We start from the raw sequence: 23,142 nt of genomic DNA on the forward strand, positions 1-23,142 counted from the left end.
ACGACCCGGTCATGGGCGCGCGTCCGCTGCGCCGGACCATCCAGCGCGAGCTGGAGGACACGCTGTCGGAGAAGATCCTCTACGGCGAGCTGCGGCCCGGCCAGGTCGTCAAGATCGACATCGAGGGCGAAGGCGACGCGGCCAAGTTCACCTTCGTCGGCGAGGCGAAGAGCCCGTCGGTCCCGGACTCGGCGGCCTCGATCGCGGAGGCGATCCAGCACTGATCGGTCCGCGATAACCCGTTCCACCCGAGGGGCGCTCCGCAAGGAGCGCCCCTCGGTCGTTTCCGGCCTACCGTGTGCGATCACTGCGGGCCCGATAGGCGAGAACCGGTATCACGCCACCAAACGTAGTACTACACTGTGTAGAGTCAGCCGCGCGTCCGGCACACCGCGAGCGCGTGGGGACAGCCATGTCATCCCCGCGGCGTACCGGACAATCCGCTGCGGGGCGGACGCGCCGGACCGGGCGCACGGGGGAAGCTCGGTCCACCCGGGCGAGAGCCCGGTGGTAGGAGGACCGGAGTCCCGTGCGGTCGGGACACGCCCTGTGGGCGAAATGGCGGTCCGGAAAAGTGCACAAGCCTTGGAGGCAGCTGATGCGCCTGTTGCACGACGACGGGACGCTGGTTCACCTGGCCTACAACGCGGGCGTACATCCCGCCGAGGATCTGGAGAACCTGATCGCCCACCTCACGCGCTACGCCGTGCCGGTGCGCAGGAAGCTGGGAGTCGACCGGCTGGGGATCGGCCTGTGGCTCGCCCCCGCCGTGGCGGACCACCTCATCGCCGACCGCATCGAGCTCGTACGACTGCGCCGGTCGCTGGAGGAACGCGGCCTGGAGTGCGTGAGCCTGAACGGCACCGGCGGGCGCAACCAGGAGGTCCCGGGACCCGACTGGGCCAAGCCCGAGCGCTACCGCTACACCATGGCGCTGGCGAAGATCCTCGCGTTCCTGCTGCCGGACGACGTGCAGTCGGGCAGCATCTCCACCATTCCGATCGGCTGGCGCCGTGACTGGCCCGCCGACCTGCACTCCATCGCCTCTCGCCGGCTCGACCGGCTGTCGCGTGAGCTTCGCGGCCTCTACAGCGTCACCGGAAAGACGATCAGGGTCGGCTTCGAGCCCTGGCCCGGCTGCGTCCTGGAGACCACCGAGCAGGCCCTGGAGCGGGTCTGCGACATCGACTCCGATCACCTCGGCGTCTGCCTCGACGCCTGCCACCTGTCCTGCGGGGCGGGGGAGTCGGACGCGGCGCTGCGCGGGCTGGCCCTCGCCGGGGCTCCCGTGGTCAAGCTCAACCACGTGCACAACCACAGCCAGGAGATCCCCAGCACTCAGCCGGTGATCGCCGACACGCTCGCCGCGATCCTGTCCGGGGCGGTGAACGGCACCGCGCACATCGAGGTGGAGGCCCACGACGGGACCGCCCCCAAGACGAAGGGGCCGGCCGCCCTGGTGGCGAAGCTCGCCGACGAGCTCGACTGGACCCGCCGCAACCTCACCGCGCTCGGCCTCAAGCTCGCCGCCTGAGGAGGCGGCTCAGGAGGGCAACTGATAGGTGCCGTCGGGAAGGACCTCGGCCAGGCCGTCGTCCAGCAGGCCGTCCAGTGCGCGCTCACGCTGCACGTGGTCGGCCCAGACGGCGTCGAGCGCGTCCTTGGGGACCGGCCCGTGCGCCTCGCGGAGCACGGCGAGCAGGCGTCCGCGGCACTGCCGGTCGGTCCCCGCGTACGTCTGGCCCTGGCGCGCCGGGCCGTCGTGGGCCGGACGCCCGGCCAGCCGCCAGGCGCACTGCGCGGTGACCGGGCAGCGTTCGCAGCGGGGCGCCCTGGCCGTGCACACCAGCGCGCCCAGCTCCATCACGGCCACGGCCCAGCGCGGCGCGCCCACCGGGGGCACGAGCGACTCGGCGAGCCGCCGCTCGGCCGCCGTCGGCGCCTTCGGCGGGTACTCCTCGCCGCGCACCGCCCTGGCCAGCACCCGCCGCACGTTCGTGTCGAGCACCGCGTGGCTGCCGCCGTACGCGAAGCTGGCCACGGCCGCCGCCGTGTAGTCGCCGATCCCGGGCAGCGCCCGCAGTTCGTCGTACGTGGACGGCACGCGACCGGCATGGCCGGCCGTGATGGCCCGGGCGCACGCGTGGAGGTTGAGCGCCCTGCGCGGATAGCCGAGCCGCCCCCAGTGGCGTACGGCCTCGCCGGGGGACTCCTTCGCGAGCGCCTCCGGGGTGGGCCAGCGCTCCATCCACTCGGTCCAGATCGGCAGCACCCGCGCGACGGGCGTCTGCTGGAGCATGATCTCGCTCACCAGGATGCCCCACGGGGTCGCGTCGGGCCGCCGCCAGGGCAGGTCGCGGTTGTGCTCGGCGTACCAGTCGAGGATGGGCTCACGCAGGGAGGCGGACACGCACCGACTGTACCGGGCTGCCCGGGCTGCGAACGGGCGCCTGATTGCGCAAAGGTCCGGCGAGGCTCCGACCTGGGAAAGGGCAAGGTTCAGCGAGCCGTTCCCTCTGACCCGCCAGGGCTCTCCATACTGTCCGTATGGATCCGGACACATTCCGTGGCGACATGGGCGTCGAGGGGGCGGACGTCTACTGGCGCCGCCGCGTGTCGGTGCTCACGGGGATGCTCGTCGTGGTGGCGGTCGTGGCATGGGCGTGCAGCAGCGCCTCGGGACGGTCGGACGAGACCGCAGCGGCGGTCAGGGCGACCCCGTCCGACCGGCTGGTCGTCTCGCTGCCCGCCGGCCTGGCTCCGAAGACACCCGCCGCCGCCTCCGCCGCCGTTCCGGGGCATCCGTCGCCGTCCGCCTCCGCGGGCGTCTCGCCCTCGCCCGGCAGACCGCGGCGCCCCGGCGACCCCTGTGACGAGAAGGACCTCGTGCTCGCGCTGCAAACCGGCCAGGACGTGTACGGCAAGGGCGTCACGCCGAACTTCCTGCTGACGGTCGTGAGCACGGGCAAGGTCGAGTGCACCGTCGACGTGGGGCCGCGCACGCTGGAGATGCGGGTGCTGTCGGGCGGCGAGCGCGTGTGGTCGACGGCCGACTGTGTGGCGGGCGACGGCGTGGACAGGCAGTTGCTGCAGCGCGGCATCCCCTACGTCCAGAACATCCGGTGGGACCGTCACCGCTCGGGCAGCACGTGCGCGGGCAAGCGGTCGCCCGCAGACGCGGGGACGTACGTCGCGACGGCGCACGCGGGCCGGCTCAAGAGCCCGAAGATCGTCTTCCACCTGCGCTGAACGAGGTGCGCCCTCGTCAGAGATAGCGCTCCAGGATGGACGACTCGGCGAGCCGGGACAGGCCCTCGCGGACGCTGCGCGCCCGGGTCTCGCCCACGCCGCCGACGGCCTGGAGGTCGCCGGTGGTGGCCGCGAGCAGCTTCTGCAGGCCGCCGAAGTGGCTCACGAGGCGGTCGACGATCGCCCCGGGCAGGCGGGGGACCTTGGTGAGCAGCCGGAAGCCGCGCGGGCTGACCGGTGTGTCGAGCGCGTCGCCGCCGTGATGGCCGAGGACCTGGGCCACCTTCGACAGGTCGAGCAGGTCGCCGGAGGACAACTCGTCCAGCTCCCGCATGGCGTCGGCGTCCCCGTACGGCCGGGCGCCGAGCGAGCCGGGCGCGTAGTCACGGATGATCTGCACGCGGTCGGTCTCCACGCCCGCGAACAACTCGTCGAGCTGGAGGGACAGCAGCCGCCCGTCGGTGCCGAGCTCGACGACGTATCCCTCGATCTCACGGGCGATGCGCCGGACCATCTCCAGGCGCTGCACGACGACGGCCACGTCGCGGACCGTGACGAGGTCCTCGATCTCCAGGGCCGACAGGTTGCCGGCGACCTCGTCGAGCCGCTTCTTGTAGCGTTCGAGCGTCGCCAGGGCCTGGTTGGCCTTGGACAGGATCGCGGCAGACTCCTCCAGCACGTGACGGATGCCGTCGAGGTAGAGCGCGATGATCCGCATCGACTTGCTGATCGCGATGACCGGTAGCGAGGTCTGCCTGGCCACCCGCTGCGCCGTACGGTGCCGGGTGCCGGACTCGTCGGTGGGGATGGCCGGGTCGGGCACGAGGTGCACGGCGGCCCGCACGATCCTGAGATGGGCCGTGTCGAGCACGATCGCGCCGTCCATCTTGGCCAGCTCGCGCAGGCGGGTCGCGGAGAACTCGACGTCGAGCGTGAAGCCGCCGGTGCAGATGTCCTCGACCGTGCGGTCGTACCCGAGGACGATCAGGCCTCCGGTGTGGCCGCGCAGGATGCGCTCCAGGCCGTCACGCAGCGCCGTCCCCGGGGCGAGCGAGGCGAGCACGGCCCTTCTGCGGTCGTCGATCGCCTTGTCGTTGTCCAGCACATGCACCCCAGTGGGCTCGCCCGGTCGTATCCGTCAGATCGTCGTCCTACCGATCCCTTGTCGTGGCGAGGTCCGCGAGGCGCGCCGCGGACGGCCCTGTGAGAGCCCCTCGGGGGCGCGGGGGCGAGACCACGGCCGACGGGCAGGCAACAGAGTTTACCGGCGTAACGCCGTGCTCACCGGTGTCATGGCCGATCAGGGCGGCTACCGCATGAGGTTGAGCGCGTCCCACACGTTCTCCACCTCCGTGACCTCGAAGCCCGGAGCGAACGGCGTCGTACGGCCGGCCGGCGAGCGCAGCGCCACGAGACGTCCCCGGCTCGCCGAGGCCTCCAGGCGGGGGCCTTCCTCCTCGAGCGAGCCGGAGGGCACCAGCGCCTTGGTGAAGCCGAGCCGGGCCGCCTCGGCCAGCCGCCGCCGCACCTCCCGCACGGGCCGCAGCTCGCCCGCCAGGCCGACCTCGCCCAGCGCGACGAGCCCGGCGGGCAGCGCCTGGTCGCCGGCCGCGCTCACGACCGACAGCATCAGCGCCAGATCCACGGCGGGGTCGGTCAGGCGGATCCCGCCCACCGTCGCCGTGAAGACGTCGCACTTGCCGATCTTGGCGTGGAGCCGCCGCTCCATGACGGCGAGCACCATCGCCACCCGGTAGGAGTCGAGGCCGGAGGAGGTGCGGCGGGGCTGGGGAGCCTCGGTGGGGCCGACCAGGGCCTGCAGCTCGGCGGGAATGGGCCGGGTGCCCTCGATGGTCACGGTGACGCAGGTGCCCGGCACCGGCTCGGGATGACGGGAGACGAACAGCCCGCTCGGATCGGTGATCCCGGTGATGCCTCGCTCGTGCAGGTCGAAGCAGCCCACCTCGTCGATCGGGCCGAACCGGTTCTTCACCGCGCGCACCAGGCGCAGCCGTGAGTTGCGGTCGCCCTCGAAGTGGAGCACGACGTCGACCAGGTGCTCCAGCACCCGGGGCCCGGCGATCGTGCCGTCCTTGGTCACGTGGCCCACGAGCACCGTGGACATGGCCCGTTCCTTGGCGAGGCGCACCAGGTTGCCGGCGACCTCCCTGACCTGGGTCACGCCGCCGGGCACTCCGGTCGCGTCGGCCGAGCCGATCGTCTGCACCGAGTCGACGATGAGCAGGCTCGGCTGCACCTTCTCGACGTGCGCCACCAGGGCGGACAAGTCGGTCTCCGCGGCCAGGTAGAGCCTGTCCTCGATCGCGCCGATGCGGTCGGCCCGCATGCGCACCTGGGCCGCCGACTCCTCACCGGTCACGTACAGGACGGTCTCGCCCCGGGCGGTGCGGGCGGCGGCCTCCAGGAGCAGCGTCGACTTCCCGATGCCGGGCTCTCCCGCGAGGAGCACGGCCGCGCCCGGGACGAGGCCGCCGCCGAGCACGCGGTCGAGCTCGGGCACCCCGGTCGTCCGCGCGCTGACGGACTCGGCCTTCACCTGGCCGATCGGGACGGCGGGGGCGGAGACCGCGCCCGGCTTGACGACGTGGACGCCCTGCCGCGCCCCGGCCTCCTCGACCGTGCCCCACGCCTGGCACTCCCCGCACCTGCCGACCCACTTGACCGTGGTCCAGCCGCACTCGCCGCACCGGTACGCCGGTTTCGCTGCCTTGCTCACGTGCCGGAGGTTACCGGGCGCCGCCGACAATCCGCCTACTTCTCCGGGGTCTCCGGCTTCTCCGGCACGTAGAAGCCGGTGGTGCCGGCGACCGCGGCGGCCACCACGTCGTCCGGCGCGCCGGAGGCCCGGTACGCCTCGCCCCACAGGTCGCTGCTGAGCCGCATGAGCTCCCGTGCCTCCTCCGACTGCTCCCACGCCGAGGGGTCGTCGATCATCTCGCCGCGCAGATGCAGCCCGAGGCCGAGCAGCGCCAGGTCCCAGCCGACGCCCGTGGCCCCCGGCCCGAACCGGTCCCAGAACTCCGGCGGCACCACGGCGACGTGCTCCAGCTCGAACACGGTGCGCCCGTCGTCCTCCGCGCTCAGCCGCACCTCGACCTCGCTGAAGCCGGGGTTCTCACCGAACAGCCAGCTCACCCGCAGCAGCCGCGGCGGCTCGCAGGCCAGGATCTCCCCGCCCGCGTTGCCCTGGAGCTGGTAGTGCCCGCCGAGCTTCAGCTCGCCGCTCACCGGAAGGAACCAGCGGCCGATCCGCTCGGGGTCGGTGCAGGCGTCCCAGACGTCCTCGATGCCGGTGTCGTAGGTGCGGCGCAGCAGCACCGTGCGGGCCTCGCCCTCCGGCAGGTCGCGCCTGCCGACCGTGCGGTGGGCTTGGTTGATCAGGTCGGTGAAGTCGCTCATCGCCGTTCTTCCTCGTCGGTCCGCCCGTCGTGGGCTGTGTCATGGGCTGTGTGGTGGGCATCCCCGCCGCCGAGCCGCCGCTCCCGTTTTCCCCGCGCCAGCTCGGTCCCGAGCGCGTCGAGCCGCTGCTCCCAGAAGCCGCGGAACCGCTCCAGCCATGCGTCGACCTCCCGCAGGGGCGCGGGGTCGACGGCGTACAGCCGCCGCGTGCCCTCGGCGCGTACGGACGTGAGCCCGGACTCGCGGAGCACCCGCAGGTGCTGGGAGACCGCCGGCTGTGAGATCCCGAACTCGGCGCGGATGACCGAGGTCAGCGCGCCCGACGTCTGCTCGCCGTGTGAGAGCAGCTCCAGGATTCGGCGTCGCACCGGATCCCCCAGCGCGTCGAATGCGTGCACGCGCCCACTATGCCGAGAGCCACTTATAAAAGTCAATGCTTATATAAGTGGCTCTCGGTATCGGACGAGACCGGCTAGAAGTGGCCCGCGAGGTCGGCGAGCAGCAGGCGCTTCGGCTTGGCGCCCCTGATCTGCTGGACCACCTCGCCGTCCCGATAGAGGTTGAGCGTGGGGAAGCCCAGGATGTTGTACCGCTGCGCGATCTCCTGGTGCTCGTCGGCGTTGATCTTGGCGACCGTCAGCCGGTCGCCGTACTCGGCGGCGATCTCCTCGAGAATCGGGGCGATCATCTTGCAGGGCGGGCACCAGTCGGTCCAGAAGTCCACCAGCACCGGCTTGTCGCTGCGCAGCACCTGCTCGTCGAAGTTCTCCGCGGTCAGCGTGATCATGATTCTCCTCGTCGTGGCAAGAGGCAGCCGGGGCAGGCCTCGGCGAACTGGGCGGCCACCTCGGACCGGCGGGCCAGCAGGTCGCGGATCTGGTCGTCGATCTCGGCCAGCTTGCGCCGGTAGACCGCGACCGACTCGGGGCAGGAGCTCCCGGACGGATGGCCGGACCGCAGGCAGTCCACGAACGGACGGGCGTCGTCCAGCGTGAAACCGACCGACATCAGCCCCCGGATCTCGGTGACGATCCGGACGTCCGACTCGTCGTACTCGCGATATCCGTTCGCCGAGCGGCGCGACCGGATGAGCCCCCGCTGCTCGTAGTAGCGCAGCGCCCGGGTGCTCACTCCCGCGCGCCGGGCCATCTCGCCGATCCGCATCGGCCCTCCTCGGCCTCGTCCACCCGCTGCGGCCTTCGTACGAGACACCTCGTACGGGACACGACGGTAAAGCTTGACGCCAACGACAAGGTCAAGCGTGGCGCTCAGAATTCCCGCCAGCGCAGGACGTTCGGGTAGGCGATCTCCAGGCCGTCGATCTCGCGCAGCGCCTCGCCGGCCACCTCGGGCGTGAACTCGATGCGCAGCACCGCCTCGAGGTCGGCCCTGGACCGGAACGTCATCCGCAGGTCCAGCTCCTCGCGCCGCCAGCCCTGCCGGGACCAGAAGCGTTCCACGGCGTCGGGGGAGTACGACGGCAGCGACCGCCGGAACCAGCGGCCGAAGTCGCCGCGCGCGGCGTCCACGTCCACCACGAAGGCCGCGCCGCCCCGGCGCAGCACCCGCCCCAGCTCGCGCAGCCCCGGCTCACAGCCGGGCCCGAAGAAGTACGCCCAGCGCGCGATCGTCACGTCGGCCGACGCGTCGGGCAGGGGCAGCGCCTGGGCGGTGCCCGTACGGACCGTGACGTTGGGCAGCGGCGCGCAACGGTCGGCGGCCGCGGCGGCCAGGCCGCCGTGCGGCTCGACGCCCACGACCCGCCCGGCGGACGCGGCGAGCGCGGGCAGGTGGAAGCCCGCGCCGCAGCCGATCTCGACCACCGTCGCGCCGTCCCAGGGCCGTACGGCCCGCATCGCCGCCTCGGCCGCGCCCGCGGGTCCCACGGCGAGGTTCTCCAGCTCGTAGATCTGGGGAGTGTTCCAGATGTTCGGGCTGGGCACCGCCCCGCTCACGATCCGTGCCATGGCGCCCACATTAGTTCGCGACCTTGGGTAGTTGATTGTGGCGAAGCGGCGCACGGCGCGGGTGCGGCTTAGGCTGGATCCGTGAACGGGCGCAGGGAGCGAACGGACGGCCACGGCCACGGGACTGGAACGTGCCCGGGGGCCGCCAGGGGAGGCTGGCCTCATGAGTGACATCCGCGTGCCCAGCGGCAAGGTGGCGCTGTCGACGGCGTCGGTGTACCCGGAGCGTACGCCGGACGCCTTCGAGCTGGCCGCCAGGCTCGGGTACGACGGCGTAGAGATCATGGTCGGGCAGGACCCGGTCAGTCAGGACGTCGAGGTCCTCCAACGGCTGCGCGACCACTACCAGATTCCGATCCTGGCCGTGCACGCGCCCTGTCTGCTGGTGACCCAGCGGGTGTGGGGCCGCGATCCGTGGATGAAGCTGCGCAGGGCCCGCGAGGCGGCCGAGCGGCTGGGCGCGCAGACCGTGGTGGTCCACCCGCCCTTCCGCTGGCAGCGCGACTACGCCAGGGAGTTCGAGAAGGGCCTGGCGCGGATGCGCGAGGAGACCGACGTCGTCTTCGCGGTGGAGAACATGTTCCCGCTGCGGGCCAGGGGCAACGAGGTCGTGCCGTACGCGCCGGACTGGAACCCCGTCGACTACGACTTCCCCGACGTGACGCTCGACCTGTCCCACACGGCGGTGTCGGGCACCGACGCGATGGAGATGGCGACCAAACTGGGCGACCGGCTGGCCCATCTGCACCTGGCCGACGGCGTGGGCACCACCAACAAGGACGAGCACCTGGTGCCGGGCCGGGGTTCCCAGCCCTGCGCGCCGATCCTGGAGCGCCTGGCCGGCAACGGGTACCAGGGGCTGGTGGTCCTGGAGATCAACACACGCAAGGCCACGAGCCGCTCCGAGCGCATCGAGGACCTGACCGAGGCGCTCGCCTTCGCGAGACTTCACTTCGCCGCCTCGTCGACCGCCTCATGAACGAACGACTCGCCGACAGCCACCGGGTCTTCGACCGTGTCTCCCAGGAGTACGACGCGGCCAGGCCGCACTACCCGGAGGCTCTCTACCTGGCGCTGGAGACGCTGTCGGGGATCCGGCTCGCCGGGGCGACCGTGATCGACGTGGGAGCGGGCACGGGCATCTCGACCCGCGGCCTGCTCGACCGCGGCGCCCGGGTCGTCGCGGTGGACCGCGGGGAGCGGATGCTGGCGCGACTGCGTGTCCGTACGGACTGCCCGGCGTTGCTGGCCGACGGGAACGACCTGCCCCTGCGCGCGGGCGCGGCCGACCTGGTGACGTACGCGCAGTCGTGGCACTGGCTGGACCCCGCGCTGTCGGTGGCCGAGGCCGTACGGGTGGTGGGCGACGGCGGCGCGGTCGCGGGCTGGTGGAACACGGTGGACCCCGGCAAGGCGGACTGGCTGGCGGCCAACCAGGTGCGGCTCGCCGAGTCGTGCCCCGGCTACATCGGGCCCGTGCTGCCCGGATGGAGCATGCCGCCGATGGCGGCGGCGATGTCCGACTCGGGGCTGTCCGTGGCCGAGACCTGGGTCGACTGGACCAGGTCGGTGCCGCTTGAGGACTTCCTCACCGACCTGCGCTCGCACTCGTACATAGCGAGCATGGAGGGCGGTGTGGCGACGGAGCTGCTCGCCCGGGAGCGCGCCGAGCTCGGCCGGGTCTTCCCCGACGGGCGGCTGACCGTTCCCATGCGCGTCTACCTCGCGGTGGGCCGTAAGGGCCGGCGGGGAGCGATGTGACGACAGAGGTTCCCGAGGTCTCGGGGGGCAGGCGGCGGCCGGGGCGACGGCCCGGCCGGCGTCCCGGCGCGGCGGACACGCGCGGGGAGATCCTGGCCGCGGCGCGCCGGGTCTTCGCCGAGAAGGGGTTCGATAAGGCCACGATCCGCGGCATCGCCCGGGAGGCCGGTGTGGATCCGGCTCTCGTCCACCACTATTTCGACAGCAAGGAGGGGATGTTCGTCGCGGCCATGCGGCTGCCGATGGACCCCTCGTCGGCGCTTCCCCTCATCCTGTCGGGGCCGCGTGAGGAGGTCGGCGAGCGCCTCGTCCGCTTCATCCTGACGATGACGGCCGATCCGGCGGCCAGAGAGCCGCTGCTGGGGCTCGTACGGACGGCGATGGTGAACGAGCAGGCCGTCGGCATGGTGCGGGAGTTCTTCACGACGGCCGTCCTCGGCCGGGTGGCCGAGGCGCTCGACGTTCCGCCGCTGCGGATGGAGGCCGCCTTCGCGCAGTTGTTCGGCGTGGTGATGACGCGGTACATCCTCCGGTTCGAACCGATCGCCTCCGCCGACCTCGAGGAGCTCGTCGCGCTGCTGGCCCCGACCGTGCAGCGTTACCTGGCCGGATAAGTTGGGGCATCCCTCGCATACCCTCTTATAGAGCTTTGTTCTAGTATCGTGCCGTCGGCGGGAACCGCGGTGACCGGAACCACTCGCCGAGCGTGACGCAGGATAAGTTACTCGCCGGTACCATTCGGGAAGCGTAGGCGTTATCCACAGGGCGAGATCGGCCCGCCCCCCGCGAGGCGCCGCGCCCCTAGGCTGGCCGCCGACGTTCGACTTGGGAGGGACTCGTGCTCTGGGTAGCGATAGTGGGCCTCGTCGCGACCGCGGTGGCGGTCGCGCTGGCGGGCCGTCGCGTGCTGTTCCTCTACCGGCTCGCCCGCAGCGGCCAGCCGGCCCCCGAGCGGATCGAGTACGCCAAGGAGAACGCCGGCGCGGAGGTCAAGGCGCAGCTGGTCGAGGTCTTCGGCCAGCGCAAGCTGCTGAAGTGGACGCCGTCGGGCACCGCGCACTTCTTCGTGATGTGGGCGTTCTTCATCCTGGCCACGGTCTATTTGGAGGCCTACGGCGCGCTGATCCAGGGCGCGATCACCGGTAAGCCGGACTTCCACATCCCGCTGATCGGGACCTGGCCGGTGCTGGGCTTCCTGCAGGACTTCATCGCGGTCGCCGCGCTGCTCGGCCTGATCGCCTTCACCGTCATCCGGATCAGGAACTCGCCCAAGAAGCTGGGCCGCGGATCCCGCTTCTCCGGCTCCCACCTGGGCGGGGCGTGGTTCACCCTGTTCATGATCTTCAACGTGATCTGGACGATGTTCCTGTTCCGCGGGGCGGCGGTCAACACCGCCAACTTCCCCTACTCCTCGGGGGCGTTCGCCTCGGACGCGGTCGCGAAGGTCCTGCCCTCCAGCGAGGTGCTGGAGGAGATCGGCCTGCTGCTGCACATCGGCGTCATGCTGGTGTTCCTGGTCTTCGTGGTGAACTCCAAGCACCTGCACATCTTCACCGCGCCGCTGAACGTGCTGTTCTCCCGCCGCCCTGACGGCCTCGGCCCGGCCCAGCCGATGCGCAGCGACGGCAAGGTGCTCGACTTCGAGGAGGCCGACCCCGAGACGGACGTGTTCGGCCGCGGGAAGATCACCGACACGACGTGGAAGGGCTTCCTGGACTTCTACACCTGCACCGAGTGCGGGCGGTGTCAGTCGCAGTGCCCGGCGTGGAACACCGACAAGCCGCTGTCGCCCAAGATGCTCATCCTCGACCAGCGTGACCACGCCTTCGCGGTCGCGCCGTACCTGCTGGCCGGGGACAAGGAGAAGGAAAGCTTCCCGCAGGACGTGCTGGCCCTGCTGGACAAGCCGCTGGTCGGCGAGGACGGGGTCATCCACCCCGACGTGCTGTGGTCGTGCACCAACTGCGGCGCCTGCGTCGAGCAGTGCCCGGTCGACATCGAGCACATCGACCACATCCTCGACATGCGCCGCTACCAGGTGATGATCGAGTCGTCGTTTCCGTCCGAGGCGGGCGTGATGCTCAAGAATCTGGAGAACAAGGGCAACCCCTGGGGCATGTCCGAGATGAAGCGCGCCGAGTGGATCGAGGAGCTCGATTTCGAGGTCCCGATCATCGACGAGAAGATGCCCGAGGACGTCGAGTACCTGTTCTGGGTCGGCTGCGCCGGCGCGCTGGAGGACCGGGCCAAGAAGACCACCAAGGCCGTCGCGGAGCTGCTGCACATCGCCGGGGTGAAGTTCGGCGTGCTCGGCCCGATGGAGGCCTGCACCGGTGACCCGGCCCGCCGCCTGGGCATGGAGTTCCTCTTCAACATGCTCGCCCAGCAGAACATCGAGACCCTCAACGAGGCCGGGGTCAAGAAGATCGTGGCCACCTGCCCACACTGCTTCAACACCCTGGCCAACGAGTATCCGCAGCTGGGGGGCACCTACGAGGTCGTGCACCACACCCAGTTGCTGGCGCACCTGGTCGAGGAGGGCAAGCTCACCCCGATCACGCCGATCGAGGAGAAGATCACCTACCACGACCCGTGCTTCCTCGGCCGGCACAACAAGGTCTACGCCCAGCCGCGCGACATCATGGCCAAGGTGCCCGGCGTCCAGACCCAGGAGATGCACCGCTGCAAGGACCGCGGTTTCTGCTGCGGCGCCGGCGGCGCGCGGATGTGGATGGAAGAGCGGATCGGAAAGCGCATCAACACCGAGCGCGTGGACGAGGCGCTGACCACCGATCCCGACACCGTCTCGACCGCCTGCCCGTTCTGTCTGGTGATGCTCGGCGACGCGATCAACGAGAAGAAGAACGCGGGTCAGGCCAAGGAGTCGCTCGAGGTCGTGGACGTCGCCCAGCTCCTGATCAAATCCATCAAGCAGGGGTAAAGCCTTCTTTGCCATCAGTGTGAACTATTTGTCGAAATCCTTCGTCAAGGCGATGGAATGAACCGTGTTTCACGAAAGAGTGACAAAGGCTTTCTCCACATAACAGGAAAATCACGGTAACCTCAACGTTGGCTCAATCGACGGGGAGGGGGCTGGACGATGGGTGTGGTCGTCACCGACGCGGAGGTCACCCTGGCGGACGTCCTCTCCCTGCGTCTGTCCATCGCCGAGCCTCTGGCGGACGGCGCCCGCCTGGTCCTGCGCCGCCGGGGCTCGGGTGAGGAACGGCGGGTGACGCTCGGCGCGACCGGCGGGCGCACCGGGGACGCCAGCGTCGCGGTCTCCCTCGCGCCCCTCGACCTCGGTGCGGGACGCTGGGACGCCTATCTCGAACAGGACGGTGCCCGCGCCCGTATCCAGAGCGTCGATCCCGGGTTCTCGCTCGACCGCCTCGACGCGTACGCGCTGGGCCGGCGGACGCTGGCCTACCGGGCCTACCGCACGCGCAACGGCTTTCTGGCGCTGAAGATAGACCCGGCGGAGCCCGTGGCCGACGTCCGCGCGGTGTGGTTCCGCGAGGGGCGCTTCGAGGTGACCGGGCTGCTGGCCTACACCGGCCTGGACGACGACGACCAGCACCGTCGCGCCACCCTCGCACTGCGTCACAGCGATTCGGGTCACAGGGATCCGGGTCACAGGGATCCGGGTCACACCGATCGGGGCCACAGCGATCCGGCCGCGACCGTGCGGGTCGCCGCCACCGTCCAGGGAGTCCGGTTCCATGCCGCGCTCTCGCTGTGCGACGTGCTGGAGGCAACCCCCGACTCGCAGGGCTCCTGGGAGCCCTACCTGGAGGTCGACGGCGTCGACGGCGCCCTGCCGCTGGGCGCCCGGCTCGACGACGTCGAGGGTAAACGCCGCCGCGTCCACTATCCCCGGGCGCTCGTGGACGGCGTGCCGATCCGGCCCAGCTTCACTTCCGGCGACGAGCTGCTGCTGGAGGTGGGAGCGTGAGGATCGCCTTCCTGCTTCCCTCGGCGTACGGCATGCGCGGCGACGTGCGGGCGATGCTGAACCTGGCAGGAGGGCTGGCCTCACGGCACGAGGTGGAGGTGGTGAGCGTCCGGCGCACCCGGGAGACACCGTTCTTCCCGGTCGACCGCCGGGTGACGCTGCGCTGGCTCGTGGACGCCCGGCCCGGTGTCCATCACCTGCTGCCCCGTGGGCAGGTGCGCACCGAGGTGGCGCTCTGGCGGATGCTGCGCGGCCTGCGCGCCGACGTCCTGGTCACCAGCCGCCCGTCGCTGAGCGTCCAGGCCGCACGGTACGCCCCGCGAGACGTCGTCCGCATCGCCCGGGAGTGGGGCAGACCGTCGGTGCCCGCCCCGGTGCGCCGCTTCTATCCCCGCCTCGACGCCGTGGTCGCGAGCACCGCCGCCCGGCGGGACGAGTGGGTGCGGCTGCTCGACGACGACCTGTCGGTCCACGCCATCCCCGACGCCCTGCCCGCGGCGCCCTGGCCGCGCTCCCGCATGGACAACCGGATCGTCAGCGCCGGGGGCCGGCTGGTGGCCGGCAAGTCGTACGACCAGCTCGTGCGGGCCTTCGCGATCGTCGCCGACAAGCGGCCCGACTGGCGGCTGCGGTTGTACGGCGGGGGCCCGGAGGAACGGCGGTTGCGCGCCCTCGTCCGTGACCTCGACCTGCACAACCACGTGTATTTCATGGGCACCACCCCCGACCTGCCGGGCGAGTTCGCCAAGGCGTCCATCGTCGCGGTGCCGTCCCGGCACGAGGTGCTGGGCATGACCGTCCTCGAGGCGCTGAGCTGCGGAGTGCCGGTCGTGGGCTTCGCCGGGTCCCGTGGGCCAGCCGAGTTCCTCCGTCCGGGCCGCGACAGCGTGCTCGTACAGGAGGGGGAGGGCGGCGACGCCGAGTCGTTCGCCTGCGCGCTGCTCGGGCTGGTGGACGACGAACGCCGCCGCATGGAGCTGGCGGCGGGGGCGCTGGAGAGCGCGTCCGCGCACGCCGCGCCCGCCGTCGCGGTCCGCTGGGAAGAGCTGATGTACGGCCTGCGCTCCCGCCCCTGACGAGGAGCACTGACGAGGAGCACCCCTGAACGGGGTCCCGGCGCGTCCCGCCGGCAGCCGGCCATCCGCCCCGGACGGGGAGAGCAGCCGCGGTATTAATCGGATGCGGCGGCTGAGTGCGCTTTGCGAATCTTGAGGCATGCAGGCGACCCTGACCGTGACTCCCGCGCAGCTGCCGGAGGTGCTGCTGCACGTCGCCGTCGTGCGACCGGTCTTCCTGTGGGGCGCGCCGGGCATCGGCAAGAGCTCGCTCGTCCGGTCGTTCGCCGACTCTCTCGGTCTCGACTGCGTGACGCTCCTCGGCACGCAGCTGGCGCCGGAAGACCTGATCGGGGTGCCGCAGATCGTCGGGGACCGCAGCCGGTTCGCCCCGCCGGAGACGATCGCGCGCGACGAGCCGTACTGCCTGTTCCTCGACGAGCTCAACGCCTCGTCCCCGGAGGTCCAGAAGGCGTTCTACTCGCTGATTCTCGACCGGCGCATCGGCGCGTACGAACTGCCGGCGGGCTCGGTGGTGATCGGCGCGGGTAACCGCGCGGTCGACAACGCGCTGGCCAGGCCCATGCCGTCAGCCCTGGTCAACCGCATGATCCACGTTCACCTCCGGGCCTCGGCCGACGACTGGCTGAGCTGGGCGGCCGCGAACGGCATCCACCCGTGGGTCGTGGACTATCTCGTGCAGCGCCCCGACCACCTGTGGAGCGCGCCGCCGAAGACCGAGGAGCCGTTCTCCTCTCCCCGCGGCTGGCACATGCTGTCCGACGCCTTGCACTCCTACGGCGACCGGCTGGACGACGAGACGCTGGGCGTGCTGGCCTACGGCACGCTCTCGGCCGTGCATGCCTCGGGTCTGCGTGCGTACGTGAAGACCGTGCGGCACGCCTACGACCTCGACGCCGTGATCAAGGGGGACGCGGGGTGGCCGCGCCGGCCCGAGGACCGCGACCTGCTGTACTTCCTGTCCGAGACCTTCCGGGCCCGGCTGGTCAAGGAGCTGCCGCGGTCGAAGAATCACGCCTCGCCCGCCGGGCGGCAGCTCGCCTTCCGCGCCAAGAGCCTGCTCGTCGAGCTGGCGGAGATCTCGCTCGAATGCGCGCGGCTCGTCATCGCGGTGGGCGACGACGGCGCGCCGGTGCTGCCGTCGTGGTTCCTGGTCGAGGTCGGCCGGGACCTGCCGCGCCTGGCCGCCGCGCGGAGCTGAGGGGGCCGGGCGGCCGTGGCACGCGGGAAGCAGAAGGCGGACCCCCGGCGCGACGCCGTCGAGAAGGGCTGGGAGCTGGTGCGCGCCCACCCGCTGTTCCGCTCCCTCGGCGGATACCTGTACACGGCGGAGGACGGCGAGCTGCCGCACGACCGGTGGGCTTACATCACACCGGGCGGCAGCGTGCGTCACCATCCGCGCAGACGGGCCGAGCCGGACGAGTGGGCGTGGGTGTTCGCGCACTGCCTGCTGCACGCGGGGTTCGGGCACCTGGATCCCCGTGAGGCCGGGCCCGACGACCTGGGCAGGGAGGAGAGCCCCCGCGGGGGGCCGCCGCGGCGCGCTCCCCGTCATCCGTACCTGGCTGCCTGCTGCCTGGGCGTCGACCGGTTCCTGGCCACCCTCAAGATCGGCCGAGCGCCGGAGCCGCTGCCGCCGGTCTTCCCGCCCCAGGACGAACGCACTCTGGCCGCGATGTGGCGCACGTCAGGGGTGCCCGCGGAGTTCGACGTGCCGGCCTTCCCCGACTTCTTCGCTGGCAATGCCGAGACGGCCGACAACAGCGACCACCAGGGGGCGTTCGCGGTCGGGATCTCCGCCGCGGCGACGACGGCGATCGAGGTCGCGGGAGGCGTCCGCGCTTCGGCCGGGAGCCCGGTCAAGAAGCCGTGGGACCACGCCCTCGGCTGGTTCGTGTCGTCGTACCCCCTGCTGGGGGCCCTCGCGGCGGGCATGACGATCGTGGCGGACGTCGACCTCGCCCGGGGCTGGGACATCTCGGTGGCCGCGGTCAACGCCGAGGCCGCTGAGATCTACGTGAACCCGCTGGTCTCGATGACCACGGAGGAGTGGCGGTTCGTGCTGGCCCACGAGATGCTCCACGCCGCGCTGCGCCACGGTGAGCGGACCGGCGGACGGGAGCCCTACCTGTGGAACGTCGCCTGCGACTACGTCGTCAACGGCTGGCTGGTCGAGATGGGCGTCGGCGAGATGTCCGAGGGGATGCTGTACGACCCCTCGCTGCACGGGCTGTCCTGCGAGGCCGTCTATGACCGGATCGCGCACGACCTGCGCCGCCTGCGCAAGCTCGCCACGCTGCGCGGGCGCGGCCTGGGCGACGTGCTCGGCGAGCCGCTGCCGCGTCCCGGCGCGCCCGGACGCCACGTCGACCTGGACGAGTACTACCGCAACGCCCTCGTCACCGGTCTCGCCTACCACCACAACGGAGGCAGGGGGACGGTGCCGGCCGGGCTGGAGCAGGAGATCCGGGCCCTCGATCACCCGCCGCTGCCGTGGGACGCCGCGCTCGCGCGCTGGTTCGAGGAGCACGTGCCCGCGGTGGAGCGCCGCAGCACCTACGCCCGGGCCTCCCGCCGCCAGTCGGCGACGCCCGGCATCCCCCGCCCCGGCCGGCTGCGGCCCGAGGAGGCGGTGCGCCGCGCCACGTTCGGGGTCGTGCTCGACACCTCGGGGTCCATGAACGTGCGAGTCCTGGGCAAGGCGCTCGGCGCCATCGCCTCGTACGCGACCGCGCGGGACGTGCCGCGTGCCCGGGTCGTGTTCTGCGACGCCGTCGCCTACGACGCGGGCTACCTGCCCGTCGAGGACATCGCCGGCAGGGTTCGCGTGCGGGGGCGCGGCGGGACGATCCTCCAGCCGGGCGTCAACCTGCTCGAACGGGCCGAGGACTTTCCCGGGGACGGCCCGATCCTGGTCATCACCGACGGCGAGTGCGACGTGGTCCGGATCCGCAGGGAGCACGCGTTCCTCATCCCGGCCGGCGCCGTCCTGCCGTTCATCCCGCGCGGGCCGGTCTTCCGCATGACCTGACCGCGCCGTCGCTCCCCAGTGGGCCGCAACCGGGTCGCAAGAGCCCGTCGTGATGCTGGTGGCCGTACGGACGACCATGAAGATCGGGAGGAGAGCGGGATGACGAAAACGGCTGCGCGTCTGGGGCGTTCGGGGGCGGTGGCGGTCCTCGCCGTGGGCGTCGCGCTGGGCGGCGCCACGTCCGCGAGCGCGGCGGCGAGCGCCCCCGTGAATGCCCCCAAGAGTGCCCTCATGGATGCCGCTGTGAGCGCCGCCGGCAGGCTGGGGCCGTACGGCTACGGCGGCGTGACGCTGGGGATGAGCGCCAAGCAGGCCCAGAAGACCCGCGGAGTCGTCAAGAAGTTCGGCGGCGGCGGAGGCGGCTGCTCGGGCTGGGACCTGAAGGCGCATCCGACCGGCAAGGACGGGGCCGGCCTGTTCATCTCGAAGAAGCGAGGCGTCGCCGTGATCTTCGCGCCCAAGGGCGTCAGGACCCCCGAGGGCATCGGGATCGGCTCCACCCGCAAGCAGTTGGAGAAGGCCTATCCCCATCTCAGGACGGCCGCCAGCGGTTACCCCGTCACCACGGTCCCCGGCAACCGCAGGGCCGACTACGTCTTCCTGCTGTCGCGCGGCGGCAGGATCTACCAGCTGGCCCTGAGCCTCAAGACCCAGGACTGCGTCAACTAGGTCGTGTCCCGGGGCCGGGACGGGTGAGGTGTGCGGCGGCGTCGGTGGCGGTGTCGTGGATGGGCAGCTCCGAGTCGAGGCCGGTGATCCGGAGCATCCGGGCGAAGCGCCCGTGGGCGCCGCTGAGCGCCAGGCGCCCGCCGGCCGCCCTGACGGCGCTCAGGGCCCCCATGAGGACGCTCAGTCCGGTCGAGTCGCAGAATTTGAGCCCTTCGGCGTCGACCACGATGCGGGGCGGGGTGCGCAGCCCGACCGCCTCGGCCAGGCAGGCGCGCAGCGAGGGGGCGGCGACCAGGTCCAGGTCACCGAACATCCTGATGACCACGACGTTCTCGTCCAGAACGGTGAGCATGGAGAAGCTGTCGGGCTGTCCGTGCCTTCCCGGTTCCACTCGTGCTCGCCCCTGCTCACCTGGCCCTGCGATCCGGCCGTCACCGTACGGTGGGGGCCAGAACTGTCCGTCAATGATTGCACATGGCAAACGATGCCCCGGCCAGGCCGTCAGGGGCGTTCCCTGCGGACGAGCAGCATGGCCGCGTCGTCGGTGAGGGGCCCGCCGACGTGCGTGACCAGGTCGTGTTCCAGCAAGTCGAGCGTGATCTGCGGATCGTCGTCGGACCGCAGGAGGCGGGGTGCCCGGTCCTCAAGGGGATAGAAGGCGCCGTCCCGGTCCCGTGCCTCGATCACGCCGTCGGTGTAGAAGAGGATCCGGTCGCCCTGGCGGAACGCGCACCCGTACGGCCGCGGCCCGGCCGGGGCGAGCTCGACCAGGCCGAGCGGCGGCGTCTCCTCACGTGGTTCGAGCCGGCGGACCCGGCCGTCGCCCGTCAGCAGCAGAGGCGGCGGGTGGCCGTAGTTGAGCAGTTCGATCTCGTCCTCGCGCACCTCGGCGAGCACGGCGGTGACGAACTTCTCCCCGCCGAGCCGCCGCGTGAGGTGGTCCTCCAGGCACTGGCCGACAGCGGCGAGCGTCGGCTCGTCGTAGGCGGCCTCCCGGAAGGCGCCGACCACGGAGGCCGCCGTCTCCACGGCCGCCAGGCCCTTGCCCTGCACGTCACCGACGATCACCCGGACGCCGCCGGGCCCCCTGGTGATGTCGTACAGGTCCCCGCCGATGCGGGCCTCCACCGTGGCGGACGTGTAGGACAGGGCGACGCGCAGATCGCCCGCGTGCCGGGGCACCGGGCGCAGCAGCACGCGCTGGACCGCCTCGGCGACGAGGCGGACGTTCGCCAGCGTGCGCTCGCCCTCGGCGCGGAGCCGGCACGCCAGCGCGGCGGCCGCGGTGACCCCGACGATCGCGACCAGCGTGATCGTGATCACCGGGCCGCCGAGCAGACGGTCGTGGTAGGCCAGCGGCACGGACAGGGCGAGCGCGACCAGTCCGGCCAGCACCGTGTGGCGCGTGCCGCCCGTCACCGCGGCGAACGCGGGCCCGAGGGTCAGCAACGGCAGCAGGCCCAGGGTGGGCCCGGCGAGCAGGTCGAGCACCACCACCGCCGCCATGGCGGCGAACGGCAGCGTACGGAGGACAGCCTGTGTTCCCATCGCGACTCCAGCGCCGCTATGAGCCGGTCCATGGTGGCATTCCCGCGAGCGCCCGCCCTACCCGCCGGATCGGAGCGGCGCCCGCTGAATACCGGTAACGGGTATCGTTGAAGGATGCACGGGTACAGCGGGGACAAACAGGCCTACCTCACCCGCCTGCGCCGGATCGAGGGACAGATCCGAGGGCTGCAGCGGATGGTGGACGAGGAGGCCTACTGCATCGACATCCTCACCCAGGTCTCGGCGGCCACCCGCGCCCTCCAGGCGGTGGCGCTCGGCCTGCTGGAGGACCACATCGCCCATTGCGTCGCCGACGCCGTCAAGAGCGGAGGCCCGGAGGCGGGCGAGAAGGTGAAGGAGGCCTCGGCGGCCATCGCCCGGCTCGTCAGGTCGTGATCAGCGTTATCGATCATCGGCATCACCGCGCTTGAACGGATCGTCCGGTCGAGCAACCGTCCCGGGCCCCATCGGGTACCCGGGACGGTCCGTGCTCTCAATGCCTTCAGCGGCTCGCCGAAGTCCGCAATCCGAGCGCGTTGTCGAGCTCTTCCAAGGTCAGTCGGTTCTCCGTGATGTTCACGGCCTCCAGCACCTCGGCGTAGAGCGCGATCTCGTCCAACGCGACACGGTCGTGGACCCGAGAGTCCAGGTCGTCGTGCCCCACCGCGTCGTCCTTCCTTCCGCAGCCCACACCCATCACGAGGTTACGTCCGGGTACCTTCGCGCGACATGGCCCATCGTGACCATTCCGGCCGGCGTCCCTCGTCCCTCCGGGACCATTTCCCTGATACCGAGATCACGATTCGATGAAAAAGACGGTGATGAGGGGAAGGGATTGCTAAAGCGGAGGTAAGGACGAAATATCCGAATTAGAAGTTTCGAACAGCCAGCTCCCGGACTCCTCCAGGTCGCGCCTGTGCTCCGCCGCCTCCTGCGGGCGCGGATCGTCGCGCTGGTGGATCAGGCACTGCACGACCGCGGCGCACACCGGGAAGCCCACGGTGGGCGCGGGCGTGCCCGTCAGGGCGCACCAGGCCAGGCCGGTCGCATACGCGGAGCCGAGCAGGGCGGCGGCCGTCTCGCGGTCCGGCGGGACCAGCCCCGGCGGCAGCTCGCCGCCGGCCGGCCAGCAGCCCCGCAGCGGATGGGCGGGATCGGTGAGCGCGAGATAGAGCGACTGCCGGAGTTCGTCGTCCATCCACGGATACAGCGCGGTGACCACCTGCGCGGTCTGTGAACTGCCCGGCGCCGCCCAGGCGGGTTCGGACACGCCGCACACGCCCGCCACGTCGGCGGCGAGCAGCGCGGCCGCCACCGCCCGCGGATCCATTCCCCGGGCGGCCGTGTAGCCCAGGGCCTCGACGAGGTCGTACAGGGTGTGCCGGAAGTGCTCGCCCGGCGCCCACTCCGGGAGCGTGGCGGGGACGAGGTGCGGGGGGCAGCGCGCCAGCCAGGCCTGCCGTACGGCGCCGCCGGGCATGGCGTGCTGGTCCAGCCAGGGGCTGGTGAGCAGTGGCTCGGACATCGCGATCAGCGCGTCGGCCCGCGGGCGGAACCGGGGGTCGGCGCGCAGCACCGTGGCCGTCTCGGCCATCAGTCCGGCGAGGCGCAGGCCGGCGTCCCCCGCGCCGGAGCGCATCCGCTCGGCGTACAGGGCCACGAGCGCGTCGAGCGACCCCATGGGCAGCCAGCGCACCCAGTCGTCACCGGGCAGCGGCCGGGCCAGGAACTCGCCGAACATCGACAGCATGACCTCGTTGCCGTCGAAGGCGGGCGCGTAGGCGCACCACATGATCGTGCCCCACACGGTCGCCACCGTGGCGGCCACGTCGCGGGCGAAGATCTCCCGGTAGACGCTGTCGCCGAGGGGGAAGTCCTCCCGGCGCAGCCCGCGATGGGCCAGGAGCAGCGCACGGAGCCGTTCGGTGATCTCGTGGGGCACGTCCGGGCCGACGAAGGCCTGGGTGGACCCGCGGTCGTACGCGAAGTCGGGACCGGTGGGTATCAGCGCCGGCGGGATCGCGACCTCCGGCGGGTGCGGCCGGGCGGCGGTCCGGACGGCCGGGTGCAGCGGCGGCGCCGACAGGTGCCAGCGGCCGTCGACGCGGTCCAGGCGATACCAGCGGGCGTGCGCGCCGAACAGCCACCACACGCCGTCCGGGGTGACCAGCGCCCGCTGGGCCAGGGTGTGCGCCCGTGCGAGCGGCGGGAGCAGCGCCCACCGGGGGTCGCCGACGACGGCGCGCACGTCGCGCTCCATCGCCGTGAACCCGTCCCAGTACACGCGGCAGCGACTCCTCCGTCCTCTGGAGAGGACGGTCTCTCGCCTGCCCGGCCGGAGTGGGCGACGGCCGGACCCCGGCCGATGCCCCTCCGGGGCACCGATTGCCGGGACGATCTCCGGCGGTCCCCTCGCTGGATCCGATGGTAGCTCGCCGGTCCGACAGGCGGCGGGAGCCCGTGGCG

General features: G+C 71.7%; 25 protein-coding genes. 13 read left to right on the forward strand and 12 right to left on the reverse strand.

Annotated elements, in window-relative coordinates; translation table 11 throughout:
* A partial coding sequence (locus ACWEQG_RS27915) for a hypothetical protein (protein WP_363467916.1) occupies positions 1–224 on the forward strand: 224 nt, incomplete at its 5' end.
* 374 nt (positions 225–598) lie between these two features.
* On the forward strand, positions 599–1,534 hold the full coding sequence (locus ACWEQG_RS27920) for a TIM barrel protein (protein WP_452289178.1): 936 nt from the start codon (positions 599–601) through the stop codon (positions 1,532–1,534).
* Between the two features lie 9 nt (positions 1,535–1,543).
* Here ACWEQG_RS27920 and ACWEQG_RS27925 read toward each other — a convergent pair whose 3' ends face one another.
* Positions 1,544–2,410: an A/G-specific adenine glycosylase gene (locus ACWEQG_RS27925; protein WP_363467920.1), complete on the reverse strand. Its 867-nt coding sequence runs from the start codon at positions 2,408–2,410 to the stop codon at positions 1,544–1,546.
* Between the two features lie 137 nt (positions 2,411–2,547).
* On the opposite strand from ACWEQG_RS27925, the gene ACWEQG_RS27930 reads away from it, so the two are divergent.
* Positions 2,548–3,249: a hypothetical protein gene (locus ACWEQG_RS27930; RefSeq protein WP_452289180.1), complete on the forward strand. Its 702-nt coding sequence runs from the start codon at positions 2,548–2,550 to the stop codon at positions 3,247–3,249.
* A 16-nt stretch (positions 3,250–3,265) separates the two neighbouring features.
* Here the strand turns inward: ACWEQG_RS27930 and disA are convergent, their stop codons facing one another.
* The 7 genes from disA to ACWEQG_RS27965 form a co-directional block, all read right to left on the reverse strand.
* Positions 3,266–4,354, reverse strand: coding sequence for a DNA integrity scanning diadenylate cyclase DisA (gene disA, locus ACWEQG_RS27935; protein WP_452289182.1), 1,089 nt, complete (start codon positions 4,352–4,354; stop codon positions 3,266–3,268).
* A gap of 204 nt (positions 4,355–4,558) precedes the next feature.
* Positions 4,559–5,986: a DNA repair protein RadA gene (radA, locus tag ACWEQG_RS27940; RefSeq protein ID WP_363467933.1), complete on the reverse strand. Its 1,428-nt coding sequence runs from the start codon at positions 5,984–5,986 to the stop codon at positions 4,559–4,561.
* Positions 5,987–6,021: 35 nt separating this feature from the next.
* The gene (locus ACWEQG_RS27945; RefSeq protein ID WP_452289184.1) at positions 6,022–6,669 is read right to left on the reverse strand and encodes an SRPBCC family protein; all 648 of its coding nucleotides are present in this window, start codon (positions 6,667–6,669) and stop codon (positions 6,022–6,024) included.
* Positions 6,666–7,067 (reverse strand): ArsR/SmtB family transcription factor, encoded by a 402-nt coding sequence (locus tag ACWEQG_RS27950; RefSeq protein WP_452289185.1) that lies wholly within the window; start codon positions 7,065–7,067, stop codon positions 6,666–6,668. Before ACWEQG_RS27950 ends, ACWEQG_RS27945 begins: the two co-directional genes overlap by 4 nt.
* Positions 7,068–7,141: 74 nt before the next feature.
* The gene (gene trxA / locus ACWEQG_RS27955) at positions 7,142–7,456 is read right to left on the reverse strand and encodes a thioredoxin (protein ID WP_452289187.1); all 315 of its coding nucleotides are present in this window, start codon (positions 7,454–7,456) and stop codon (positions 7,142–7,144) included.
* On the reverse strand, positions 7,453–7,833 hold the full coding sequence (locus tag ACWEQG_RS27960; protein WP_363467942.1) for a MerR family transcriptional regulator: 381 nt from the start codon (positions 7,831–7,833) through the stop codon (positions 7,453–7,455). Before ACWEQG_RS27960 ends, trxA begins: the two co-directional genes overlap by 4 nt.
* A gap of 104 nt (positions 7,834–7,937) precedes the next feature.
* Complete coding sequence (locus ACWEQG_RS27965; RefSeq protein ID WP_452289189.1) at positions 7,938–8,636, reverse strand: class I SAM-dependent methyltransferase; 699 nt, start codon at positions 8,634–8,636, stop codon at positions 7,938–7,940.
* Positions 8,637–8,799: 163 nt separating this feature from the next.
* Here ACWEQG_RS27965 and ACWEQG_RS27970 point away from each other — a divergent pair, with 163 nt between their 5' ends.
* From ACWEQG_RS27970 to ACWEQG_RS28010, 9 genes are all read left to right on the forward strand, one after another.
* On the forward strand, positions 8,800–9,615 hold the full coding sequence (locus ACWEQG_RS27970; RefSeq protein ID WP_452289191.1) for a sugar phosphate isomerase/epimerase family protein: 816 nt from the start codon (positions 8,800–8,802) through the stop codon (positions 9,613–9,615).
* Complete coding sequence (locus tag ACWEQG_RS27975) at positions 9,612–10,397, forward strand: class I SAM-dependent methyltransferase (RefSeq protein WP_363467949.1); 786 nt, start codon at positions 9,612–9,614, stop codon at positions 10,395–10,397. Before ACWEQG_RS27970 ends, ACWEQG_RS27975 begins: the two co-directional genes overlap by 4 nt.
* On the forward strand, positions 10,394–11,011 hold the full coding sequence (locus ACWEQG_RS27980; protein WP_452289193.1) for a TetR/AcrR family transcriptional regulator: 618 nt from the start codon (positions 10,394–10,396) through the stop codon (positions 11,009–11,011). Before ACWEQG_RS27975 ends, ACWEQG_RS27980 begins: the two co-directional genes overlap by 4 nt.
* Positions 11,012–11,235: 224 nt before the next feature.
* Positions 11,236–13,338 (forward strand): (Fe-S)-binding protein, encoded by a 2,103-nt coding sequence (locus ACWEQG_RS27985; protein WP_452289195.1) that lies wholly within the window; start codon positions 11,236–11,238, stop codon positions 13,336–13,338.
* Positions 13,339–13,497: 159 nt separating this feature from the next.
* Positions 13,498–14,352, forward strand: coding sequence for a hypothetical protein (locus tag ACWEQG_RS27990; protein WP_452289197.1), 855 nt, complete (start codon positions 13,498–13,500; stop codon positions 14,350–14,352).
* A complete protein-coding gene (locus tag ACWEQG_RS27995; protein WP_452289198.1) occupies positions 14,349–15,428 on the forward strand; it encodes a glycosyltransferase in 1,080 nt (359 codons plus the stop codon). Before ACWEQG_RS27990 ends, ACWEQG_RS27995 begins: the two co-directional genes overlap by 4 nt.
* Positions 15,429–15,567: 139 nt before the next feature.
* A complete protein-coding gene (locus ACWEQG_RS28000; RefSeq protein WP_452289200.1) occupies positions 15,568–16,629 on the forward strand; it encodes an ATP-binding protein in 1,062 nt (353 codons plus the stop codon).
* 15 nt (positions 16,630–16,644) lie between these two features.
* A complete protein-coding gene (locus ACWEQG_RS28005) occupies positions 16,645–18,459 on the forward strand; it encodes a vWA domain-containing protein (RefSeq protein ID WP_452289202.1) in 1,815 nt (604 codons plus the stop codon).
* A 99-nt stretch (positions 18,460–18,558) separates the two neighbouring features.
* Entirely contained in the window at positions 18,559–19,128 is a 570-nt protein-coding gene (locus tag ACWEQG_RS28010) for a hypothetical protein (protein WP_452289204.1), read from the forward strand.
* Here the strand turns inward: ACWEQG_RS28010 and ACWEQG_RS28015 are convergent.
* Entirely contained in the window at positions 19,121–19,480 is a 360-nt protein-coding gene (locus ACWEQG_RS28015; protein WP_452289206.1) for an anti-sigma factor antagonist, read from the reverse strand. The two genes, ACWEQG_RS28010 and ACWEQG_RS28015, sit on opposite strands and share 8 nt — an antisense overlap.
* A gap of 149 nt (positions 19,481–19,629) precedes the next feature.
* Positions 19,630–20,676, reverse strand: a complete 1,047-nt coding sequence (locus ACWEQG_RS28020) for a PP2C family protein-serine/threonine phosphatase (RefSeq protein WP_452289208.1) — start codon at positions 20,674–20,676, stop codon at positions 19,630–19,632.
* Between the two features lie 114 nt (positions 20,677–20,790).
* On the opposite strand from ACWEQG_RS28020, the gene ACWEQG_RS28025 reads away from it, so the two are divergent.
* Entirely contained in the window at positions 20,791–21,072 is a 282-nt protein-coding gene (locus tag ACWEQG_RS28025) for a metal-sensitive transcriptional regulator (protein ID WP_079314359.1), read from the forward strand.
* Positions 21,073–21,178: 106 nt separating this feature from the next.
* Here ACWEQG_RS28025 and ACWEQG_RS28030 read toward each other — a convergent pair whose 3' ends face one another.
* Positions 21,179–21,367, reverse strand: a complete 189-nt coding sequence (locus ACWEQG_RS28030) for a hypothetical protein (protein WP_142574679.1) — start codon at positions 21,365–21,367, stop codon at positions 21,179–21,181.
* A 147-nt stretch (positions 21,368–21,514) separates the two neighbouring features.
* Positions 21,515–22,960: a hypothetical protein gene (locus ACWEQG_RS28035; protein WP_452289210.1), complete on the reverse strand. Its 1,446-nt coding sequence runs from the start codon at positions 22,958–22,960 to the stop codon at positions 21,515–21,517.
* Positions 22,961–23,142: the final 182 nt, after the last annotated feature.

This window comes from Microbispora sp. NPDC004025 (genome assembly GCF_053604425.1).